The sequence below is a fragment of the Pseudomonas tensinigenes genome (genome assembly GCF_014268445.2).
Taxonomy (GTDB): Bacteria; Pseudomonadota; Gammaproteobacteria; order Pseudomonadales; family Pseudomonadaceae; genus Aquipseudomonas; species Aquipseudomonas tensinigenes.
Genome location: NZ_CP077089.1, coordinates 246,976 through 264,747, shown reverse-complemented (window position 1 = coordinate 264,747; position 17,772 = coordinate 246,976). Strand labels below are relative to the sequence as shown.

The 17,772-nt window shown below is 60.0% G+C and carries 19 protein-coding genes; 6 read left to right on the top strand and 13 right to left on the bottom strand.

Annotated features, from left to right (window positions below; all coding sequences use genetic code 11):
• Both aroE and hemF read right to left on the bottom strand, forming a co-directional pair.
• Positions 1-822 (bottom strand): shikimate dehydrogenase, encoded by an 822-nt coding sequence (gene aroE, locus HU718_RS01190; protein WP_150708316.1) that lies wholly within the window; start codon positions 820-822, stop codon positions 1-3.
• A 9-nt stretch (positions 823-831) separates the two neighbouring features.
• Positions 832-1,746, bottom strand: coding sequence for an oxygen-dependent coproporphyrinogen oxidase (gene hemF / locus HU718_RS01185; RefSeq protein WP_102902543.1), 915 nt, complete (start codon positions 1,744-1,746; stop codon positions 832-834).
• Positions 1,747-1,896: 150 nt separating this feature from the next.
• On the opposite strand from hemF, the gene HU718_RS01180 reads away from it, so the two are divergent.
• Positions 1,897-2,874 carry a quinone oxidoreductase family protein gene (locus HU718_RS01180; protein ID WP_186613171.1) on the top strand — a complete coding sequence of 326 codons (978 nt, stop codon included), beginning with the start codon at positions 1,897-1,899 and terminating at the stop codon, positions 2,872-2,874.
• A 34-nt stretch (positions 2,875-2,908) separates the two neighbouring features.
• On the opposite strand, the gene HU718_RS01175 is transcribed toward HU718_RS01180, so the two are convergent.
• The 8 genes from HU718_RS01175 to HU718_RS01140 form a co-directional block, all read right to left on the bottom strand.
• The gene (locus HU718_RS01175) at positions 2,909-4,231 is read right to left on the bottom strand and encodes a phenylacetate--CoA ligase family protein (RefSeq protein ID WP_225936832.1); all 1,323 of its coding nucleotides are present in this window, start codon (positions 4,229-4,231) and stop codon (positions 2,909-2,911) included.
• Positions 4,221-5,489, bottom strand: coding sequence for an aminotransferase class I/II-fold pyridoxal phosphate-dependent enzyme (locus HU718_RS01170; RefSeq protein WP_095119675.1), 1,269 nt, complete (start codon positions 5,487-5,489; stop codon positions 4,221-4,223). Before HU718_RS01170 ends, HU718_RS01175 begins: the two co-directional genes overlap by 11 nt.
• Positions 5,486-6,580 carry a DUF3419 family protein gene (locus HU718_RS01165; protein WP_224796928.1) on the bottom strand — a complete coding sequence of 365 codons (1,095 nt, stop codon included), beginning with the start codon at positions 6,578-6,580 and terminating at the stop codon, positions 5,486-5,488. The genes HU718_RS01170 and HU718_RS01165 overlap by 4 nt, the downstream gene beginning before the upstream one ends.
• A gap of 42 nt (positions 6,581-6,622) precedes the next feature.
• The gene (locus HU718_RS01160) at positions 6,623-7,357 is read right to left on the bottom strand and encodes an iron-containing redox enzyme family protein (protein ID WP_150728928.1); all 735 of its coding nucleotides are present in this window, start codon (positions 7,355-7,357) and stop codon (positions 6,623-6,625) included.
• The gene (locus HU718_RS01155) at positions 7,335-8,003 is read right to left on the bottom strand and encodes a GNAT family N-acetyltransferase (RefSeq protein WP_095119678.1); all 669 of its coding nucleotides are present in this window, start codon (positions 8,001-8,003) and stop codon (positions 7,335-7,337) included. Before HU718_RS01155 ends, HU718_RS01160 begins: the two co-directional genes overlap by 23 nt.
• A 272-nt stretch (positions 8,004-8,275) precedes the next feature.
• Positions 8,276-8,833, bottom strand: coding sequence for an L-threonylcarbamoyladenylate synthase type 1 TsaC (tsaC, locus tag HU718_RS01150; RefSeq protein WP_095119679.1), 558 nt, complete (start codon positions 8,831-8,833; stop codon positions 8,276-8,278).
• Between the two features lie 55 nt (positions 8,834-8,888).
• On the bottom strand, positions 8,889-9,989 hold the full coding sequence (gene dprA / locus HU718_RS01145) for a DNA-processing protein DprA (protein ID WP_186613419.1): 1,101 nt from the start codon (positions 9,987-9,989) through the stop codon (positions 8,889-8,891).
• An 80-nt stretch (positions 9,990-10,069) separates the two neighbouring features.
• Complete coding sequence (locus tag HU718_RS01140; RefSeq protein WP_186613173.1) at positions 10,070-11,095, bottom strand: LysM peptidoglycan-binding domain-containing protein; 1,026 nt, start codon at positions 11,093-11,095, stop codon at positions 10,070-10,072.
• A gap of 160 nt (positions 11,096-11,255) precedes the next feature.
• Between HU718_RS01140 and def the strand changes: the two genes are divergently transcribed.
• The 5 genes from def to HU718_RS01115 all read left to right on the top strand — a co-directional run bounded on the left by def (position 11,256) and on the right by HU718_RS01115 (position 15,931).
• Positions 11,256-11,762, top strand: a complete 507-nt coding sequence (def, locus tag HU718_RS01135) for a peptide deformylase (protein WP_007911858.1) — start codon at positions 11,256-11,258, stop codon at positions 11,760-11,762.
• A gap of 58 nt (positions 11,763-11,820) precedes the next feature.
• Positions 11,821-12,780: a methionyl-tRNA formyltransferase gene (gene fmt / locus HU718_RS01130; RefSeq protein WP_186613175.1), complete on the top strand. Its 960-nt coding sequence runs from the start codon at positions 11,821-11,823 to the stop codon at positions 12,778-12,780.
• On the top strand, positions 12,777-14,087 hold the full coding sequence (rsmB, locus tag HU718_RS01125) for a 16S rRNA (cytosine(967)-C(5))-methyltransferase RsmB (protein WP_186613177.1): 1,311 nt from the start codon (positions 12,777-12,779) through the stop codon (positions 14,085-14,087). Before fmt ends, rsmB begins: the two co-directional genes overlap by 4 nt.
• Positions 14,088-14,109: 22 nt before the next feature.
• Positions 14,110-15,486 (top strand): Trk system potassium transporter TrkA, encoded by a 1,377-nt coding sequence (trkA, locus tag HU718_RS01120; RefSeq protein ID WP_007911861.1) that lies wholly within the window; start codon positions 14,110-14,112, stop codon positions 15,484-15,486.
• Positions 15,487-15,616: 130 nt separating this feature from the next.
• Positions 15,617-15,931, top strand: a complete 315-nt coding sequence (locus HU718_RS01115; protein ID WP_150707706.1) for a tetratricopeptide repeat protein — start codon at positions 15,617-15,619, stop codon at positions 15,929-15,931.
• Between the two features lies 1 nt (position 15,932).
• Here HU718_RS01115 and HU718_RS01110 read toward each other — a convergent pair whose 3' ends face one another.
• The 3 genes from HU718_RS01110 to HU718_RS01100 form a co-directional block, all read right to left on the bottom strand.
• Positions 15,933-16,172 (bottom strand): PilZ domain-containing protein, encoded by a 240-nt coding sequence (locus HU718_RS01110; protein ID WP_122593062.1) that lies wholly within the window; start codon positions 16,170-16,172, stop codon positions 15,933-15,935.
• 73 nt (positions 16,173-16,245) lie between these two features.
• Entirely contained in the window at positions 16,246-17,133 is an 888-nt protein-coding gene (locus HU718_RS01105; protein WP_008084359.1) for a lysophospholipid acyltransferase, read from the bottom strand.
• A 40-nt stretch (positions 17,134-17,173) separates the two neighbouring features.
• Positions 17,174-17,731: a DNA-3-methyladenine glycosylase I gene (locus tag HU718_RS01100; protein ID WP_186613180.1), complete on the bottom strand. Its 558-nt coding sequence runs from the start codon at positions 17,729-17,731 to the stop codon at positions 17,174-17,176.
• Positions 17,732-17,772 lie beyond the last annotated feature (41 nt).

Here is a 17,772-nt window from a genome sequence, read left to right as displayed (position 1 = left end):
TTATTGGGCCAACTGGCGGCGCAGTTCGGCTAATACTGGCGCCGTGTCCGGGCGTACGCCGCGCCACAGGTAAAATGCCTCAGCCGCCTGCTCAGCAAGCATCCCCAAGCCATCCATCGCCACCGCCGCGCCATTCTCGCTGGCCCAACGGCAGAACGCCGTCGGTTCCTTGCCATACATCATGTCGTAGCACAGGGTCTTGCCCGGCTCGATCAGGCTTGGCGCAATCGGCGGCACGTCGCCGGTCAGGCTCGCCGATGTGGCGTTGATGATCACGTCCACCGGCTCACGCAACCAATCAAAACCACTGGCCGACACCGGCCCGAGGTCGCAGAACAACTCGGCCAGCAACTCAGCCTTGTCCACTGTGCGATTGGCGATGATGACTGAGGCCGGTTGCTCCGCCAGCAACGGCTCCAGCGCCCCACGCACGGCGCCGCCGGCGCCGAGCAGCAAGATGCGTTTGCCCGTCAGGCTGAACCCGGCATTCACCGTCAGATCCCGCACCAGCCCGGCGCCGTCGGTGTTGTCGCCGAGCAGCGAACCGTCGGCGAGTTTGCTCAAGGTGTTCACCGCGCCGGCCCGCTGCGCACGAGCAGTCAGGCTATTGGCCAAACGGTAAGCGTCTTCCTTGAACGGCACGGTAACGTTGGCGCCGCGACCCTCCTGAAAAAACGCCGTGGCGCAACCCGCAAAATCCTCGAGCGGCGCCAGCAACGTGCTGTAGTCGAGGTGCTGACCCGTCTGTTCGGCGAACAGCTTGTGAATCATCGGCGATTTGCTGTGGCCGATCGGGTTACCGAAAACGACGTAACGATCCATCAGAAATCCTCAGGCTTCGGCTAACCAGTCGCGGTCTTGCAGGAAGTACTCGGTCAGGCGCGCTTCTTCGCTGCCAGGCTCGGCCTTCCAGTCATAGCCCCAGCGCACTTGCGGCGGCAGCGACATCAGAATCGACTCGGTACGCCCGCCCGATTGCAGGCCGAACAACGTGCCACGGTCATAAACCAGGTTGAACTCGACATAACGACCACGGCGGAATTCCTGGAATTCACGCTGCTGCGCGGTGAAGGCATCGTTTTTACGGCGCTGCACGATCGGCAGATAGGCGTCGATGTAAGCATCGCCGATGGCGCGCATAAAGGCGAAACTGGTGTCGAAGTCCCACTCGTTCAGGTCATCGAAGAACAGACCGCCGATACCGCGCGGTTCGTGGCGATGCTTGATGTGGAAGTAGGTGTCGCACCAGGCTTTATAGCGCGGGTAGACGTCCGCCCCGAACGGCGCACAGGCCTGCTCGGCGACGCGGTGCCAGTGGATGCAGTCTTCTTCGTTGCCGTAATACGGGGTCAGGTCGAAGCCGCCGCCGAACCACCAGACCGGCTCTTCACCTTCCTTCTCGGCGATGAAAAACCGTACGTTGGCGTGGGACGTCGGCACATGCGGATTGTGCGGGTGAATGACCAGCGACACACCGAGGGCTTCAAATCCACGACCGGCCAATTCCGGGCGATGGGCGCTGGCCGAAGGCGGCAAACCGCTGCCAAACACATGGGAAAAGTTGACGCCGCCCTTTTCGATCACTGTGCCGTTCTCGATCACGCGGGTACGACCGCCACCGCCGGCCGGCCGGGTCCAGGCGTCTTCGACGAAGCGCGTGCCGCCGTCTTCGGTTTCGAGGACAGCGCAGATGCGGTCTTGCAGATCGAGCAGATAGGCCTTTACGGCGTCGGTGCGGGTCGTCATGGCTTCACCTAGAATCGGGCGGCGCCCCGGCAGACGGGCGACGCAAATGGGCGCGTAGCATACCACCGCATAACGACGCGCCGCAGTTGACGAAGATCAAGCATGGGAGTTGGATAGGGGGCTTACAAAAGACCCAAGGAGAGCAGGCAGATGGCAAAGCGTATCCAGTTCCGCGCCCACGGCGGTCCCGAAGTACTCGAATATGTTGACTACGAACCCGCCGCGCCCGGCCCGAATCAAGTGCGCGTGGCCAACAAGGCCATCGGCCTGAACTTCATCGACACCTATTACCGCAGCGGTCTGTATGCGCCGCCCGCCTTGCCATCCGGCCTGGGAGCTGAGGGTGCAGGCACCGTCGATGCCGTGGGCAGCGACGTCACCCGGTTCAAGGTCGGCGATCGAGTGGCCTATGGCAGCGGCCCATTGGGCGCTTACAGCGAGTTTCACGTTTTGCCCCAGGACAATCTGGTGCACCTGCCCGACGAAATCAGTTTCGAAACCGCTGCCGGGGTGATGCTCAAGGGCCTGACCGTGCAATATCTGCTGCGCCAGACCTATGAGCTCAAGGGTGGCGAAACCATTCTGTTCCACGCGGCGGCCGGCGGTGTCGGTTCGCTGGCCTGCCAATGGGCCAAGGCGTTGGGCGTAAAGCTGATCGGCACCGTCAGTTCCAAAGAGAAAGCTGAACTGGCCAAGGCCAATGGCGCCTGGGCGACGATCGATTACAGCCACGAAAACGTTGCGCAGCGCGTGCTGGAATTGACCGATGGCAAAAAAGTCCCGGTGGTCTATGACGGTGTCGGCAAGGACACGTGGCTGACATCACTCGACAGCGTTTCACCGCGCGGCCTGGTCGTGAGCTTCGGTAATGCCTCCGGTGCAGTGGACGGCGTGAATCTGGGGATTCTCTCCGCCAAAGGCTCGCTGTACGTGACTCGACCGACGCTGGCGACCTACGCCAACAACGCAGAGAACCTGCAGCGCATGGCCGATGAATTGTTCGAGATGATCATCAGCGGCAAGCTGAAGGTGGACATCAGCCAGCGTTATTCACTGGCTGATGCGGCGAAGGCGCAAACCGAACTGTCGGCGCGGCGCACCACCGGCTCTACCGTCCTGCAACCCTGACAGGTAGCCTGCAGACGAAGCCCCCGGCCAGGCGTCATGACTTGGCCGGGGCGCCTCGCACCTCAACAAAGAACGGCGTTTTGCCAGCCACGGTGGTTTCAAAGTCACCACGAGCCAGACGCCGCACCTGTAAGCCCAGCACACCGGGCAACCCGAGCAATGCGTTCGCCTGCGCCTCATTGTGTAAAGCCTCTTCGATAACGCGTTCTGCACCGGCCGGTAATCGCTCCTGAGCGATGAGCAACTGCAGATGCGCACCGTTGGCCTGGCGATCAATTTGCACCTGCACATGCGAAGCGTGCAGTTCGGGCAACGCCTTTGCGAGGATACAAAGAACCTGGCGTTGAGTGATGATCGCACCGCCCAGTTTGATCGAGGTTTCGACTCGCCCCTGCAGCTCCAGTATTGGCAGAGCACTGCCACAGGCACAATCTGATTGCCCGCCCAGGATTCGTCCACGGTCGCCAATGCGGTACCGCAGCAAAGGCACCTGATCGGGCAGCAAAGGCGTCAGCAGAAACTCGCCGGTTTCACCGTCGGCCACCGCTCGCAGACTGACGGGATCAACCACTTCCAGCAGCATGGCGTCCGCATGCAGATGATAGAAACCATGTTCGAGGTGCGCGCACTGGAAGCCGATCGGCCCTGTCTCCGTCGAGCTATAGCCCAATGACCGTATGCTCAAAGCCGGCCAGTCCCGGGCCAGTTGCTCGCGTAGAGGCTGGTGGCAGGGTTCTCCAATGTAATAAAGCCATCTCAGACTGCTCAACTGCGCCTCATCGACATCGGCATGATTGAATAATGCCGCCGCAAATGAAGGGGTACAGATCAATGCATCGACCGCTTGTGAGTGAATCAACCGGGCTATGCGTTGAATACCCATCAGCGCGCCTGCAGGCAGCAGGCGCGCGCCAATATGCCGGACGATGCCCGCCGCGTATTGGAAGGCGCCCTGCATTTCGCCGGGCGTCAGGCAATTGATGACGACACGAGGAGGGTCATCGGTCGCACCAAACACCCGCGCGCCCAAGGGCACGATGCTGTCGTTGAATGCCCAGGAATGGGTGATGTGTTTGCAGTTGCCGGTGCTGCCACCCGAAGTCAGGGTCAGCCCACCGCCCGCCGCACGGTGTGATGCCTCGCCGAGGTGCGTAAACAGCAATCCGCCCTGTGCGTCCTCCACGGCCAGGATCGGCAACAGGTGCAAATCCTCTGCGGTCCGAACGTGCCGCATCTGCGGATACAATGCGCAGAACCATGACAGTGACCGCGCATGGGCCAATTTAAGCGCGAAGGCCTCTGTTGCGGCAGCGAGAACAGCCGTCGAACCGGCATGCATCATCGGGTCAACGCGCATGACGCGGCTCTCCCTGACGAATACCTAACTCAGCAAAACCGTCGTTGACGGCGCTGGCCAGATGCTCCAACTGGACATGGCTATGATTCGCGCTGATAGCCAGCCGCAGGATCGCTTCGCCTTTTGCCACCACCGGAAACAACGCGGTGGTGACCGCGATGGCTTGCCGACGCAGGTGCAACGCCAGGTTGATGGCGTCACGCTCGGCGCCGACCCGGACGAAACGTATCGGTGAAGCAATCTGATGGTTGCCCAGTACCGGCCCGAGCAGATCGTCAATGACCGCCACATTTCGCCATAGCGAGGCCTGCAACCGGCCCAGCTGTGCAGAAAGATGGATCCTGGCCGAGGCGACTGCCGCGCCGACACCGCCCATGGACAGCGGCCCACCGAAGGTATAAGTCGACGCATGGCGCCGAATCATCTCGGCATCGGCCGCTGTCAGCACGGTAATTGCACCGCCCGTTGCACCGAAGGCCTTGGACAATGACGAAAGCAGGATCAAGCGAGCGCGCAACGGCTCAGTGGCATCAACAAGGGCATAGCCGCCTCCGACCGCGCCATGAATCGAAGTGCCGTGAGCGTCATCCGCATACAGATAACCCTCAAAGCGCTCAGCCAGTTGCAGCAGTCGATTGACGGGATAAAGTCCCCGCATCGAGCCAATGCTGTCAGTCAGGATAATGGGCGTATTGCCGGCAGCAACAGCGGTGGAACAAGCGTCTTCGACTTGCTGAAGATCACTGCAATCGCAGCGCTGCACGGGGCCGAACTGCCACAGAATGCCTTGCAGCACTTGCATCGAGGCATGAGCGGCGCGGTCAACGATCCAGCCTGGCCCACGCCGCAAGGGATACGACGGCAACTCGCCGGAGCCCAATAGCGGCAAACAACCGAGATGGGCACTGCCCACAGAATTGAAGGTCACCGTATGCCCCTGGAATATGCGGTTCAACTGCTCATCAAGTTCACGCATCGGCGGCAGTAGCGCTCGGGTGCGGGCGGCCGCGAATTGCACACCGAAAGACTCGACGGCTTGCACTGCGCCTTGAATCAGGCGGGGATCGCTCTCAAGGCCCAGGTAGGAACATGAGAGAAACTCGGTCAACCGCTCGCCATTGCCCAACTCGATGACCTTGCCCTCGCGCTTTACCAACTTCAGGCCATTGAGGCCGGCATCGAATAATTGCTGCTGATCGTCACGGGCCTGGCGAACGCGGTTCTTGACCCAATTGACGGTCGGATGAGGTGTATTCATCGAAATACCTGCACAGGTGAGGTCTGGCGGTAGACCTGTACTCGCCAGAGTTGGGTTTTTTCACGTGCGATTGCGTCCTGAAACTGCGCGGTAACGTCGCAGAAGCCATTGCAATCGGGCCTGACCACATGCAAATGGCCACGAATGACCGTCAGCGCATGTTTGCCCAAGGCAGGCTGAATTCGCTGCAGGACACGGGTGCCAATCGCCGGGGGCAGGAATGAAGGCACGTCGGAAAGCGAGGCAAAATCGACATCCCTGCACGCGGCAACGCAGTCGAAAATGTCGCCCTGAACCACGGCCAACTCGCACCCCTGGAGTGCCTTGCGAGCCCGCTGGAATATCTGCGGATCACACTCAAGCGGCAAGCCTTGCGGATACCGCAGTTCACCGAAGAACAGCATTTGCAGGAAAAAGCTGTCGCGCACCACTTGAGTGGTAAACAAGGTATGGAAAATACCCAGATACACCTCACGGGATCGGATCCCCAGGTTGTTGCGAGGAAATGCCCCCCGGTACAGCAGGGAATTGAGCACCGCTGCATTACCCAACAATGCAATCACGGCCTTCCAGCGCTTTTGGGGGAAGTGTCGTTGGTAATAAGCCGATTGCTCACCGAGGTCGCGGCACTGGAAAATCGCCCGGCCCGCTTTGCCGGTGAACAGTCCGTTGATCTTTGCCAGCCGCTGCAAAGTCTGCTCGAAAGCCCCCATGTACACCGGTGCCCCCCAGTGACGAGAATGAAACAAATCCGCCAGCCAGCGGCGATCCGGCGGAGGCAGGTCCAGATGGCGAAAAATGGACTGGCGCCGTTTCGCAGAGGCCCCCGACAGGAAACCCATGAAGTCCATGAATGACTCGTGATCGGTCTGCTCCAGCAGGGCAAAACGCAAGCGGGTAAAAGCCAGTTGCGGCGCACTGATATCAACGCAGGTCATGCGGGCCGGACTGCGGGCCAGCAATGGCAGAAGCCGACCACCACAACCGGCAACGCCCACCACATGCCTGGCATGCTGAGGAAGAAGGGCGTACTCGAGCGCCGTGTCTTCATCCCCGAGCGAGTAGTTCAACCGCTCGAAGTAATCAGCCATCTCGACCTCCCCCTGCCCATTTTGAAAATGCATGTGAAGACGTCATGAGTTATCCAGGGCATGGAGGAATTCGTAGCGGGGCGCATCGCCGCTTTGCCAGGCTTCGTATTGCTTATAAACGGCCTCAAGCATATTGCCGGTCAGGCGCAGACTGGTTTCCATCACGCTGGCGATGGCATCCCAGTCAGCCTGGCGCTTGCAGGTACGCTGCAGGATGATTTTGATTTCGTTGAAGTGCTCGACATCGATATCTGAATGAGCGATGAAAAACGTCAGTTGTGCAGGTTTCAGCGCCAGTGTTTCACTCAACTGGTTTATCAGTGGCGTGATGAAGTGATAGGCGTTTTCCGCCCAGTAGCTGTATCCCAGTCGTTGTAAAGGATTACCGGTGAAAGAAATCCAGTACAAGTAAGCGATCAGTACTTCAGTTTCTGCAAGTGCCGGCGGTATATCAAAGGTTTCATTTTTCAATCCCAGGCTCATGACATCATGCAAAGCCATTTTTTCATGACCGACTTCTTGCGCAGCATGTTCAAAACAGAACTTTGCATAAACAGGGTTATCGGCATGCCTTACACCGACCAGCCCCTGATTCCGCGCATTGTGCGCGGTGTAATGAAAGGTTTCGATCATATAGATGGCATATAGCGCCCTGGAAACACTGCCCTCGCGTATCGCCTTCACCAGCCGGGAGTTGTCCAGGATATCGGCCCATGTTTTTTCGATTCGCTGATCGAGCAGAATCAACTGTTGTTCAAAACTGATGGATGCATTCATCGCGACTCTCCGGGTAGTTGGCGTTCATGGGAAAGGGTTGTTGAAGCGCTGTGAGGATTTGCCGCCATTGCGCAGACAGCAGCCAGTAATCGCCGCGAGCGCGATGTTCGATATGAAGCGAGTCAGAGGTGATCGGGGTCAGGCCAAAACGCTGGAACAGCCGCCGTTGTGGCGATCTGCACAAGGCGGTAACGCCTTGGTATCCGCGATCGATCGCCCATTCAGTGGCGGCGGCAAGCAGTGCATTGATCGGCACGGGCCGGTGTTGTTGCGAATGTGTGATCAGACGACTGAACTCGACATGCCGCGCCAGCGCCACGGTCGGCGAGACGTACTGGTGTGTCAATGAAGCCCATTCGAACGGCGAAGGGGTCACTCTCAAAACCGCCGTCAGTTGCTCACGCTGGTACAGCAGAAAATGCGTACTGCGCGATGAAATCGCCAGCTTTGCTTCAAGTGCCCGGGCTCTGGACGTCAGCATGTAATGCTTTAATCGGAGACGAAACTGCCGCCCGATGAATCTTTCAAACTCGCGGGCATCTGATCCCGCATCAAGAGTAGCGATACGATATTCAGAGTGCTGCCTGATTAATTTCTCTTGAAGCCCCTGCAGATAATCCTTGAGCTGTAAGTTCGTAGTATCCATTCCTTCTCCGCAGACGTTAACTTATCGAAGTTTTCTGAGCGCATTGAAATAATGGATGCTTTTAGAAATATCGCCACTGCGCGACTTCTGATAATGACGTGGGAAAAGTTACTGAAAATTTTAACTTATAGATTTATCTGACACACGAAGAACCCATATAAACAACAGACTGTTTAAGTTCCGCAACAAGTTAAAGGATAAATCTCACGCAGGCGAAAAACTCCTCGCCAATACAGTCGAGGAGTTCGCAAGCCAATCAGGAAGATATCGGGTCAGTCGGGACGGATGATCCTACCGGAGGCAAGATCGCGGATGACACTGGGGTTTTTCCGTCCGCCAAGACTGCCGCCCAGCACAAGATCCACCTGCCCACGGAAATATTGCTCAACCCGCAAACGCGTGCGAGCCGCCGGGCGCCCCTGCGGATTGGCCGACGTTGAAATCAGCGGTCCGACCATCGAGCACAGATCGCGCACCTGCGGATGATCGCTGACCCGCAACGCCACGGTGTCGTGCACCCCGGTAACCCATTCCGGCAACAGATTCTGATGCGGCACCAGCCAGGTGTTCGGTCCCGGCCAGGTGCTGGCCATGCGGTCGATCCACTCTTGCGGGAAGTCTTCGAACAGGAAGTCAAACTGGCGAATGTTGTCGGCGACCAGAATCAGGCCCTTGTCCACCGAACGATTCTTGATCGCCAACAGACGATCCACTGCTTCTTCGTTCCACGGGTCGCAACCCAGCCCCCAGACGGCTTCGGTTGGATAGGCAATCACCGCCCCGGCGCGAATCTCTCGTGCGGCTTGTTGCACACGCCAACTGTTGACCATGAAAAAACTCTCCGCAATCAGGTTTCGCGCAGTTTACCGATCTTCTTTGTAAAACCTAGCGTGTCCTGGCCAACCAGCGGCCGTTTTCGCAGACCGCACGGCCGTCCATTTCCAGTTCGGTGAGCGCCGCCAACACTTTGGGCAATGTCCAGCCGCTGCTGTCGGCCAAGCCTTCGCTGGTGTGCGGGGCGGCGTGGAGCAGGCTGAGTAACGGGTGATCGACGTTCGCCGTGTCATTGGACAGCGGCAGATGCTGCCAACCGCGCAGGGCTTCGAGGATATGTTCAATGGTTTCCACCAGTACCGCGCCATCCCGGATCAACTGATGGCAACCGCGCGCACCGGGGTGATGGATCGAACCTGGGATCGCGTAAACCTCGCGTCCCTGTTCCGCCGCCAGCCGCGCGGTGATCAGCGAACCACTGGCCACGCTGGCCTCGACCACCAATACGCCAAGTGACAAACCGCTGATAATCCGGTTGCGGCGCGGGAAGTTGCTCGCCGTTGGCCCGGCGTCCAGCGGAAACTCCGAAAGCACCGCGCTGCCGGAGGCAATCATCGCATCAGCCAAGCGTCGATTGCGCTGTGGATAAAAGTTTTCCAGCCCCGTGCCAAGCACACCGACAGTCAGCCCGCCGACATCCAGCGCCGCTTGATGCGCAGCGGCATCGATGCCCAATGCCAGACCGCTGACGATGACAAAACCGGCCCCGGCGAGGCTGCGGGAAAACGCCGCCGCCGTGTCCATCCCCGGACGCGAGGCGCGGCGACTGCCGACCATCGCCAGTTGCGGTTTTTCCAGAATCAACGGATCACCGGCAACAAACAATAGTGGTGGCGGATCGGGAATCTGCGCCAGCAACGCCGGGTAATTAGCTTGGTCCCACATCAGCAAATGATGCTCCGGGCGCTCTAGCCAGCGCATTGCATGGCTGGCGCCGTCGCGAACCTCGGGACAGCGCCGCGCTTCGGCGCACGTCGCCGGCAAACCCAGGGAACGCCAGGCGCTGGCCGGCGCGCTGATGGCTTTGGAGGCCGAGCCGAAAGCCTCGAGCAATTTGGCAAAGCGCTTGGGGCCGACATCGGGCAAGCGGTGCAGGCGCAGACGCGCTTCCAGTTCCGCCGGGGAAACTGGCGTACAGACAGGCAACATGATGGATCATCCTTGATCGTTATAAGCCCCGAACCATTCGGAACAAGCTGTGGATAACTCTGTTGGTAACTTGTGAAGCAAGCTTACGGATTTCGCACCTTGTCGAGCACCGCCAGCGAGCGTGAAGCGTTAAGGACGAGGCCATAGCTGAGTTTGTCGTAAGTGCGGAACACCATCAGCAACCCGGCGCGTTCGTCGGGAATTTTCAGCGGTTGACCCGTGATGCGGTCACGCACGGTTTCGCCGGTTTTCATCACCACCAGCACGTTGCCTTCGGCCAGACCGTCGCGCTTGCCCTTATTCAGGGTGACCACGTCCATCACGCCGATTTGGGTGACGCCGCGCGGCACATCGATGATCACGCCGTTGATGCTGGTCGTGGGCGCGCTGGGCATGAAGGTCGAATTGATCGAACGCTCTTCGCCACTGAACAGACGGTCGCCGAGGCGCACTTCCTGAGTGGTGCGTTGCAGGGCGAGAGTGGCGACGTCGCCTTCGGTGGCGACGATTTCACCGCCGCCGATGTCATCGGCGTTGATCCCGAGAAACTCCTTGGTCTGCGGATCGGTGTAGACCTTGCCCTGACGGAAGATCCCATAGACCGGCTGATCCGGATCGAAATGGCCGCGTGCGAAGATGCGGTCACCGGTGCCGCTGAGCACGCGCTCGGCATCGCCGGCGACGATGTACGGCGCCTTGTCGAAATCTTCGGCCTTGTCGACGATGCGGTTGCTCAGCAGAAAGCTGTTGATGGATTTCAGCGGAATGCTCGGAATCGCATCGGCTACCGGGCTGGTGCGGATCCGCGGCGAAAGCTTGATGGTGCCGCGTGACTCGCCACGATTGAGCGTCAGACGCGGTTGGCCGTCGACATAGCTGAGGGTCAGCGTGTCGCCGGGATAGATCAGGTTGGGGTTTTCGATTTGCGGATTGGCCCGCCACAGTTGTGGCCACTGCCAGGGCTCGCGCAGGTATTTGCCGGAAATGTCCCAGAGCGTATCCCCCGAAACCACCGTGTATTGCTGTGGAAAACCATCCCTGAGTTGCACTTGCCCTTGCGCCACGCCGGCCGAGGCCAACAGCAGCAGGGCGAGTAGTGTTTTCCTCATGCAGTGAATCCCTTTATCATGTGCATTCGCGTGAACCGTCAGAGCCCCCGTGGCTCGCTTGTGCAAAATGCACAAGCTACGCTTCACAACGGTAGCCTGCATCTTCGGACCTGCCAGGCCATCGCCCGACTTTACTCAACGTGTGCAGCAATCAAAGCCTATGGCCATTTTAAACATCCTCGAATTCCCGGACCCGCGTCTGCGCACTATCGCCAAGCCTGTGGCTGTAGTGGACGACGAAGTGCGTCAGTTGGTCGATGACATGTTTGAAACAATGTATGAAGCGCCGGGCATCGGCCTTGCCGCGACCCAGGTCAACGTGCACAAACGTATCGTCGTGATGGACCTTTCCGAAGACCGCACCGAACCGCGGGTGTTCATCAACCCCGAGTTCGAATCGCTGACCGAAGAAATGGACCAATACCAGGAAGGCTGCCTGTCGGTACCGGGTTTCTACGAAAACGTCGATCGCCCGCAAAAGGTCAGGATCAAGGCGCTGGACCGCGACGGCAAGCCCTATGAACTGATCGCCGAAGGCCTGCTCGCGGTGTGCATCCAGCACGAATGCGACCACCTCAACGGCAAATTGTTCGTCGATTACCTGTCCACGCTCAAACGCGACCGGATCAAGAAGAAACTGGAAAAGCAGCACCGCCAGAACGCTTGATGCCCCTCCTTCAAAGGCTTGCTGCGGCAAGCCTTTTTCTTTTTATGAGACGCCCTTCATGACTGAGCCACTGCGCATCGTTTTTGCCGGCACCCCGGAATTCGCCGCCGAACACCTCAAGGCCCTGCTGAACAGCCCTTACGAGATCGTTGCGGTCTACACCCAACCGGATCGTCCGGCCGGTCGCGGGCAAAAACTGATGCCGAGCCCGGTCAAACAGCTCGCCCTGGAAAATAATATCCAGGTGTTGCAACCGCCGACTTTGCGCAACGCCGATGCACAGGCTGAACTGGCCGCGCTGAAACCGGACTTGCTGGTGGTGGTCGCCTACGGCCTGATCCTGCCGCAAGTGGTGCTGGATATTCCGCGTCTGGGCTGCATCAACAGTCACGCCTCGTTGCTGCCACGCTGGCGCGGTGCGGCGCCGATTCAACGCGCCGTGGAACACGGTGATGCCGAGAGCGGCGTGACCGTGATGCGCATGGAAGCCGGCCTCGACACCGGACCGATGCTGCTCAAGGTCGTCACCCCGATCAGCGCTGAAGACACTGGCGGCAGCCTGCATGACCGCCTCGCCGAAATGGGCCCGCCGGCCGTGGTGCAAGCGATTGCCGGTCTGGCCGCAGGCACGCTGGAAGGCGAAGTGCAGAACGACGAACTCGCCACCTACGCGCACAAACTCAACAAAGACGAAGCACGCATCGATTGGAGCCGTCCGGCGGTTGAGCTGGAGCGACTGGTCCGCGCCTTCAACCCATGGCCGATCACCCACAGCACCCTCAATGGTGAAGCACTGAAAGTGCTGGCGGCGACACTCGCCGACGGTAAAGGCGCGCCGGGTGAAATCCTCGGCGCCAGCAAGGACGGCCTGGTCGTCGCCTGCGGTGAACGGGCGCTGTGCCTGACCCGTCTGCAATTGCCCGGAGGCAAGGCGTTGAATTTCAGCGACCTGTTCAACAGCCGTCGTGAGAAATTCGCTGTCGGCACCGTGCTCGGCGCAGCGGTGGACGCGCAATGAACCCGCGTCTGGCCGCCGCCAAGGCACTCGCCGCCGTGCTCAGCGGCAAAGCCTCGTTGAACAGCTCACTGCCGACGCAACTGGACAAGGTCGAGGATCGCGATCGCGGTTTCACTCAGGATCTGGCCTTCGGCACCGCGCGCTGGCAGCCACGTCTTTCGGCATTGGCCGAGAAACTGCTGCAGAAACCGTTCAAAGCTGCCGACGCCGATGTCGAAGCGTTGCTGCTGGTCGGCCTCTACCAATTGCTCTACACCCGCGTGCCGGCTCACGCCGCCATCGGCGAAACCGTCGGTTGCGCCGAGAAGCTGAAAAAGCCGTGGGCCAAAGGCCTGCTCAACGCCGTGCTGCGTAACGCCCAGCGCGAAAGCGAGACAATTTTCGCTGAGCTGGAACGTGATCCGGTGGTGCGCACTGCTCACCCGCGCTGGCTGCAAAAATCCCTCAAGGCGTTCTGGCCTGAACAGTGGGAAGCCATCTGCGAAGCGAACAACGCGCATCCGCCGATGATCCTGCGGGTCAACCGCCGCCATCACAGCCGCGATGCCTACCTCGGCTTGCTGACTGAAGCCGGCATTGCTGCAACGCCGTGCGTTTACAGTCGCGACGGCATCATTCTCGAAGCCGCTGCCGATGTGCGCAGCCTGCCAGGTTTCGCCGAAGGCTGGATCAGCGTGCAGGACGAAGCGGCGCAACTGGCCGCCGACCTGCTGGATCTGGCGCCGGGGCAACGTGTGCTCGACGCCTGTTGCGCGCCCGGTGGCAAAACTTGCCATATCCTCGAAGCCGAGCCGGCACTGGCCGGTGTGGTGGCGGTGGATCTGGAAGCCAAGCGTCTGGTGCGCGTTAAGGAGAACCTTGAGCGTCTCGGTCTAAACGCCGAATTGATCGCCGCCGACGGTCGCGATATCGAGAAGTGGTGGGACGGCAAACCGTTCCAGCGCATTCTGCTCGACGCGCCATGCTCGGCCACTGGTGTGATCCGTCGCCATCCGGACATCAAGCTGACCCGTCAGCCGGACGACATCGTTGCCCTCGCGCAACTGCAAGGCGAGCTGCTCGACGCCATGTGGAAAACCCTCGAAGTCGGCGGCATCCTGCTATACGCCACCTGCTCGACGCTGCCGACCGAGAACACCGAAGTCATCGCCGCATTCCTTGAGCGTACGCCAGGTGCCCGCGAACTGGACCTCGCCACTGCCGCCGGGATCAAACAGCCCCATGGTCGCCAATTGCTGGCCCAGCAGGGCGGGCATGACGGGTTCTACTACGCCAAGCTGATCAAGATCGCTGCCGCGCGCGGCTAAACGGATTCAATGGAGTGACTGGATGAAAATCATCATCCTCGGTGCGGGACAGGTCGGCGGTTCGCTGGCCGAGCATTTGGCCAGCGAGGCCAACGACATCACGGTGGTCGACACCGACGGCGAGCGCCTGCGCGACCTCGGCGACCGCCTCGACATCCGCACCGTGCAGGGCCGTGGCTCGCTGCCGTCGGTGCTGCGTCAGGCCGGCGCCGACGACGCTGACATGCTGGTGGCGGTGACCAACAGCGACGAGACCAACATGGTCGCCTGCCAGGTCGCCCATACGTTGTTCCACACCCCGACCAAGATCGCCCGGGTGCGCGAAGCGTCCTACCTCAATCGCGAGGAGCAACTGTTCCAGAACGAAGCGATTCCGGTCGACGTGCTGATCAGCCCCGAGCAAGTGGTGACCAACTACATCAAGCGCCTGATCCAGCATCCCGGCGCGTTGCAGGTGATCGACTTCGCCGAAGGCGCGGCGCAACTGGTGGCGGTGCGCGCTTATTACGGCGGGCCGCTGGTCGGTCAGCAATTGCGTCAGTTGCGTGAGCACATGCCGAACGTCGAAACCCGCGTCGCCGCAATTTTCCGCCGCGACCGGCCGATCCTGCCGCAAGGCGATACGGTGATCGAGGCTGATGACGAAGTCTTCTTCATCGCTGCCCGTGAGAATATTCGCGCGGTGATGAGCGAAATGCGCCGTCTCGATGAAACCTACAAACGCATCGTCATTGCTGGCGGCGGGCAGATCGGCGAGCGTCTGGCGGAAGCCATCGAAAGCCGCTATCAGGTGAAGATCATCGAGATGAGTCCGGCGCGCTGCCGTTATCTCTCCGACACCCTCGACAGCACCGTGGTCTTGCAGGGCAGCGCGTCGGACCGTGATTTGCTGCTGGAAGAGAACATCGCCGACGCCGACATCTTCCTCGCGCTGACCAACGATGACGAAGCCAACATCATGTCGTCGTTGCTGGCCAAACGGTTGGGGGCGAAGAAGGTCATGACGATCATCAACAACCCGGCCTACGTTGATCTGATCCAGGGCGGCGACATCGACATCGCCATCAGCCCGCAACTGGCGACCATCGGCACGCTGCTGGCCCACGTGCGCCGTGGCGATATCGTCAGCGTGCATTCATTGCGTCGCGGTGCGGCGGAAGCCATCGAGGCGATTGCCCACGGTGATGCGAAGTCGAGCAAGGTCATCGGCAAACCGATCGAGAAGATCGGCCTGCCGCCGGGCACCACGATTGGTGCGGTGATCCGCAATGAACAAGTGATCATTGCCCACGATGACACGGTGATCGAGGCGGGTGACCATGTGATTCTGTTCCTTGTGGATAAAAAGCATATTCGCGATGTGGAGAAGCTGTTTCATGTGGGGTTGAGCTTCTTCTGAGGTTTGCGCTGACGGCACTGGCGCCTTCGCGAGCAGGCTCGCTCCCACATTTGGAATGCGTTTCCCCTGCTCGCGAAGGCGGTCGCAATAAACCCCATCAACACCTGACACCCAAGAAAGGACTCCACCGATGCTCGAATCCCTGGAAAAAATGCTCGCCAAGGGTGTGGATAACTCTCTGCTGCGCTTCGGCCTGGGCAAGGGTTATCTGGATCTGGGCGAAAACGCCAAGGCTGCCGAGCATTTCCAGCGCTGTGTCGGTTTTGATCCGAAGTATTCGGCGGCATGGAAACTATTGGGCAAGGCGCATCTGGCGCTGGGCAATCACGCCGCCGCGCGTCAGGCATGGGAACAAGGTCTGGAAGCGGCCCGCGCCCATGGCGACAAGCAGGCCGAGAAGGAAATGACGGTGTTTCTGAAGAAACTGGATCGTCAGGCGCAGTGAATCAAAGGTAACGAAGACCGATGCCTTCGGCATCCACTGTCACCACTTCCATGCGCACCCGTGGCGCGCCTGTGGGTAAATCCTGCACCTGGCCGTAAACCACCGCGCCTTTGGGCAAAGAAGCCAAAACCGGATGCTGCACAAACACCCCGGTAGGCGACAGGTTGCGCGTCTGTCCGAGGCACTCGCCAAAGCTGTCGTGGGTGATCTTGATGCGGAAGGATTTGCGTTGTTCGGACATCTTGTTGCGCCCTTTGATGAACGGTTGTGGATAACCTCGCCAGTGAGGTTATCCACAGATCATGCCAATCAGCTCAATACCAGCGCTCTTCGCCCGGCGGACGCTTTTTGAAGCGCTTCATGCTCCACATGTACTGGCTCGGATACGCCGCGACATAACGCTCGACGACTTTGCTCATCGCTGCGCAGGATTCGGCGGTATCGGTGCTGTACATGGCTTCCGGCGCGGCTTCGAGGATGACTTTGTAGCCAGAACCGTCGGGCAGGCGCAGCGCGTGGAGGAACACGCCTACGGCTTTGCCACCGGCTAGCATGTTCGGTACGAATTTGCTGGTCAGCGCTTGAGTGGCGAAGAACGGCACGAAGATCCCGGCGGATTCGGCCGGTTCCGGGTCAGCGGGAATGCCCACTGCACCACCCTTGCGCACTTCCTTGATGACACTGAGGATGCCTTCCTTGGTGGACGCCGCGACTTTGTTGCCCAGTTGCACGCGCTGTTTGCGCAGCAATTCGTCCACAGCCTTGAGCTTTGGCGGACGATAGAAAATGATCGGTTTGCACTGGCTGCAATAGAAGTGGTTGAGCACTTCCCAGTTGCCCAAGTGGCTGGTGATGCCGACCACGCCTTTGCCCGAGGCCAAGGCATCTTTCAGCACATCGAGACCCTCGACTTCGCGCACCAGATCGATCGAACGCTGCGCCGGCCAGATCCACGCGCAGGCGCTTTCGGTCAGCGACTTGCCAATATCCTTCAGACTCTGCCCGACCAGACGTTCACGTTCGGCCGGATCCATCTGTGGAAAACATTTGGCGAGGTTGATCCGCACCACGTCGCGGGAGCGGTTGGGGGTTTTCCACATGATCCAGCCGATCGCCGAACCCACGGCCTGCACGGCCCGCCATGGCAGCAGGGCAAACAGCCGCAGAGCGCCTACCAGCAAGGCGCCTTTAAACTTTTCCACAGGTCACTCCTGATCTTGTGCGGTGCGCGAGGCGGCCATTCTAACCGCCGTTGACGAGCTGCGCGTAGCGGTCGCAATCCTGGGTGTGATCCATGACCATGCCCGAGGCCTGCATCAGCGCGTAGCAAATGGTCGGGCCGACGAACGTGAACCCGGCCTTTTTCAGGCCTTTGCTCATCGCCAGCGCTTCGGGGGTGATCGCCGGGACTTCGCTGCGATCCTTGAAATGATTGATGATCGGTTGATCGCCAACGAACGACCAGAGGAACGCCACCGGGTCCTCCAGCGCCAGCCAGGCCTGGGCATTACGACGGGCGGCGTTGAGTTTGAGGCGATTGCGGATGATCCCCGGATCGAGCATCAATTCGTCGATTTCGGCGTCGCTCATCTGCGCCACCCGCTGCACATCGAAGCCGAACAACACCTCGCGATAACGCTCGCGTTTGCGCAGCACGGTGATCCACGACAGCCCGGCCTGGAACCCTTCGAGCAAAAGCAACTCGAACAAACCCTGCGCATCGCGTAGCGGCGTGCCCCACTCCTGGTCGTGATAAGCCATGTACAGCGGATCTTCGGTACACCAAAAGCAGCGTGGCATAAGGCTCCAGGGGGCGTGCGCAGCAATGAATCGGGTATACT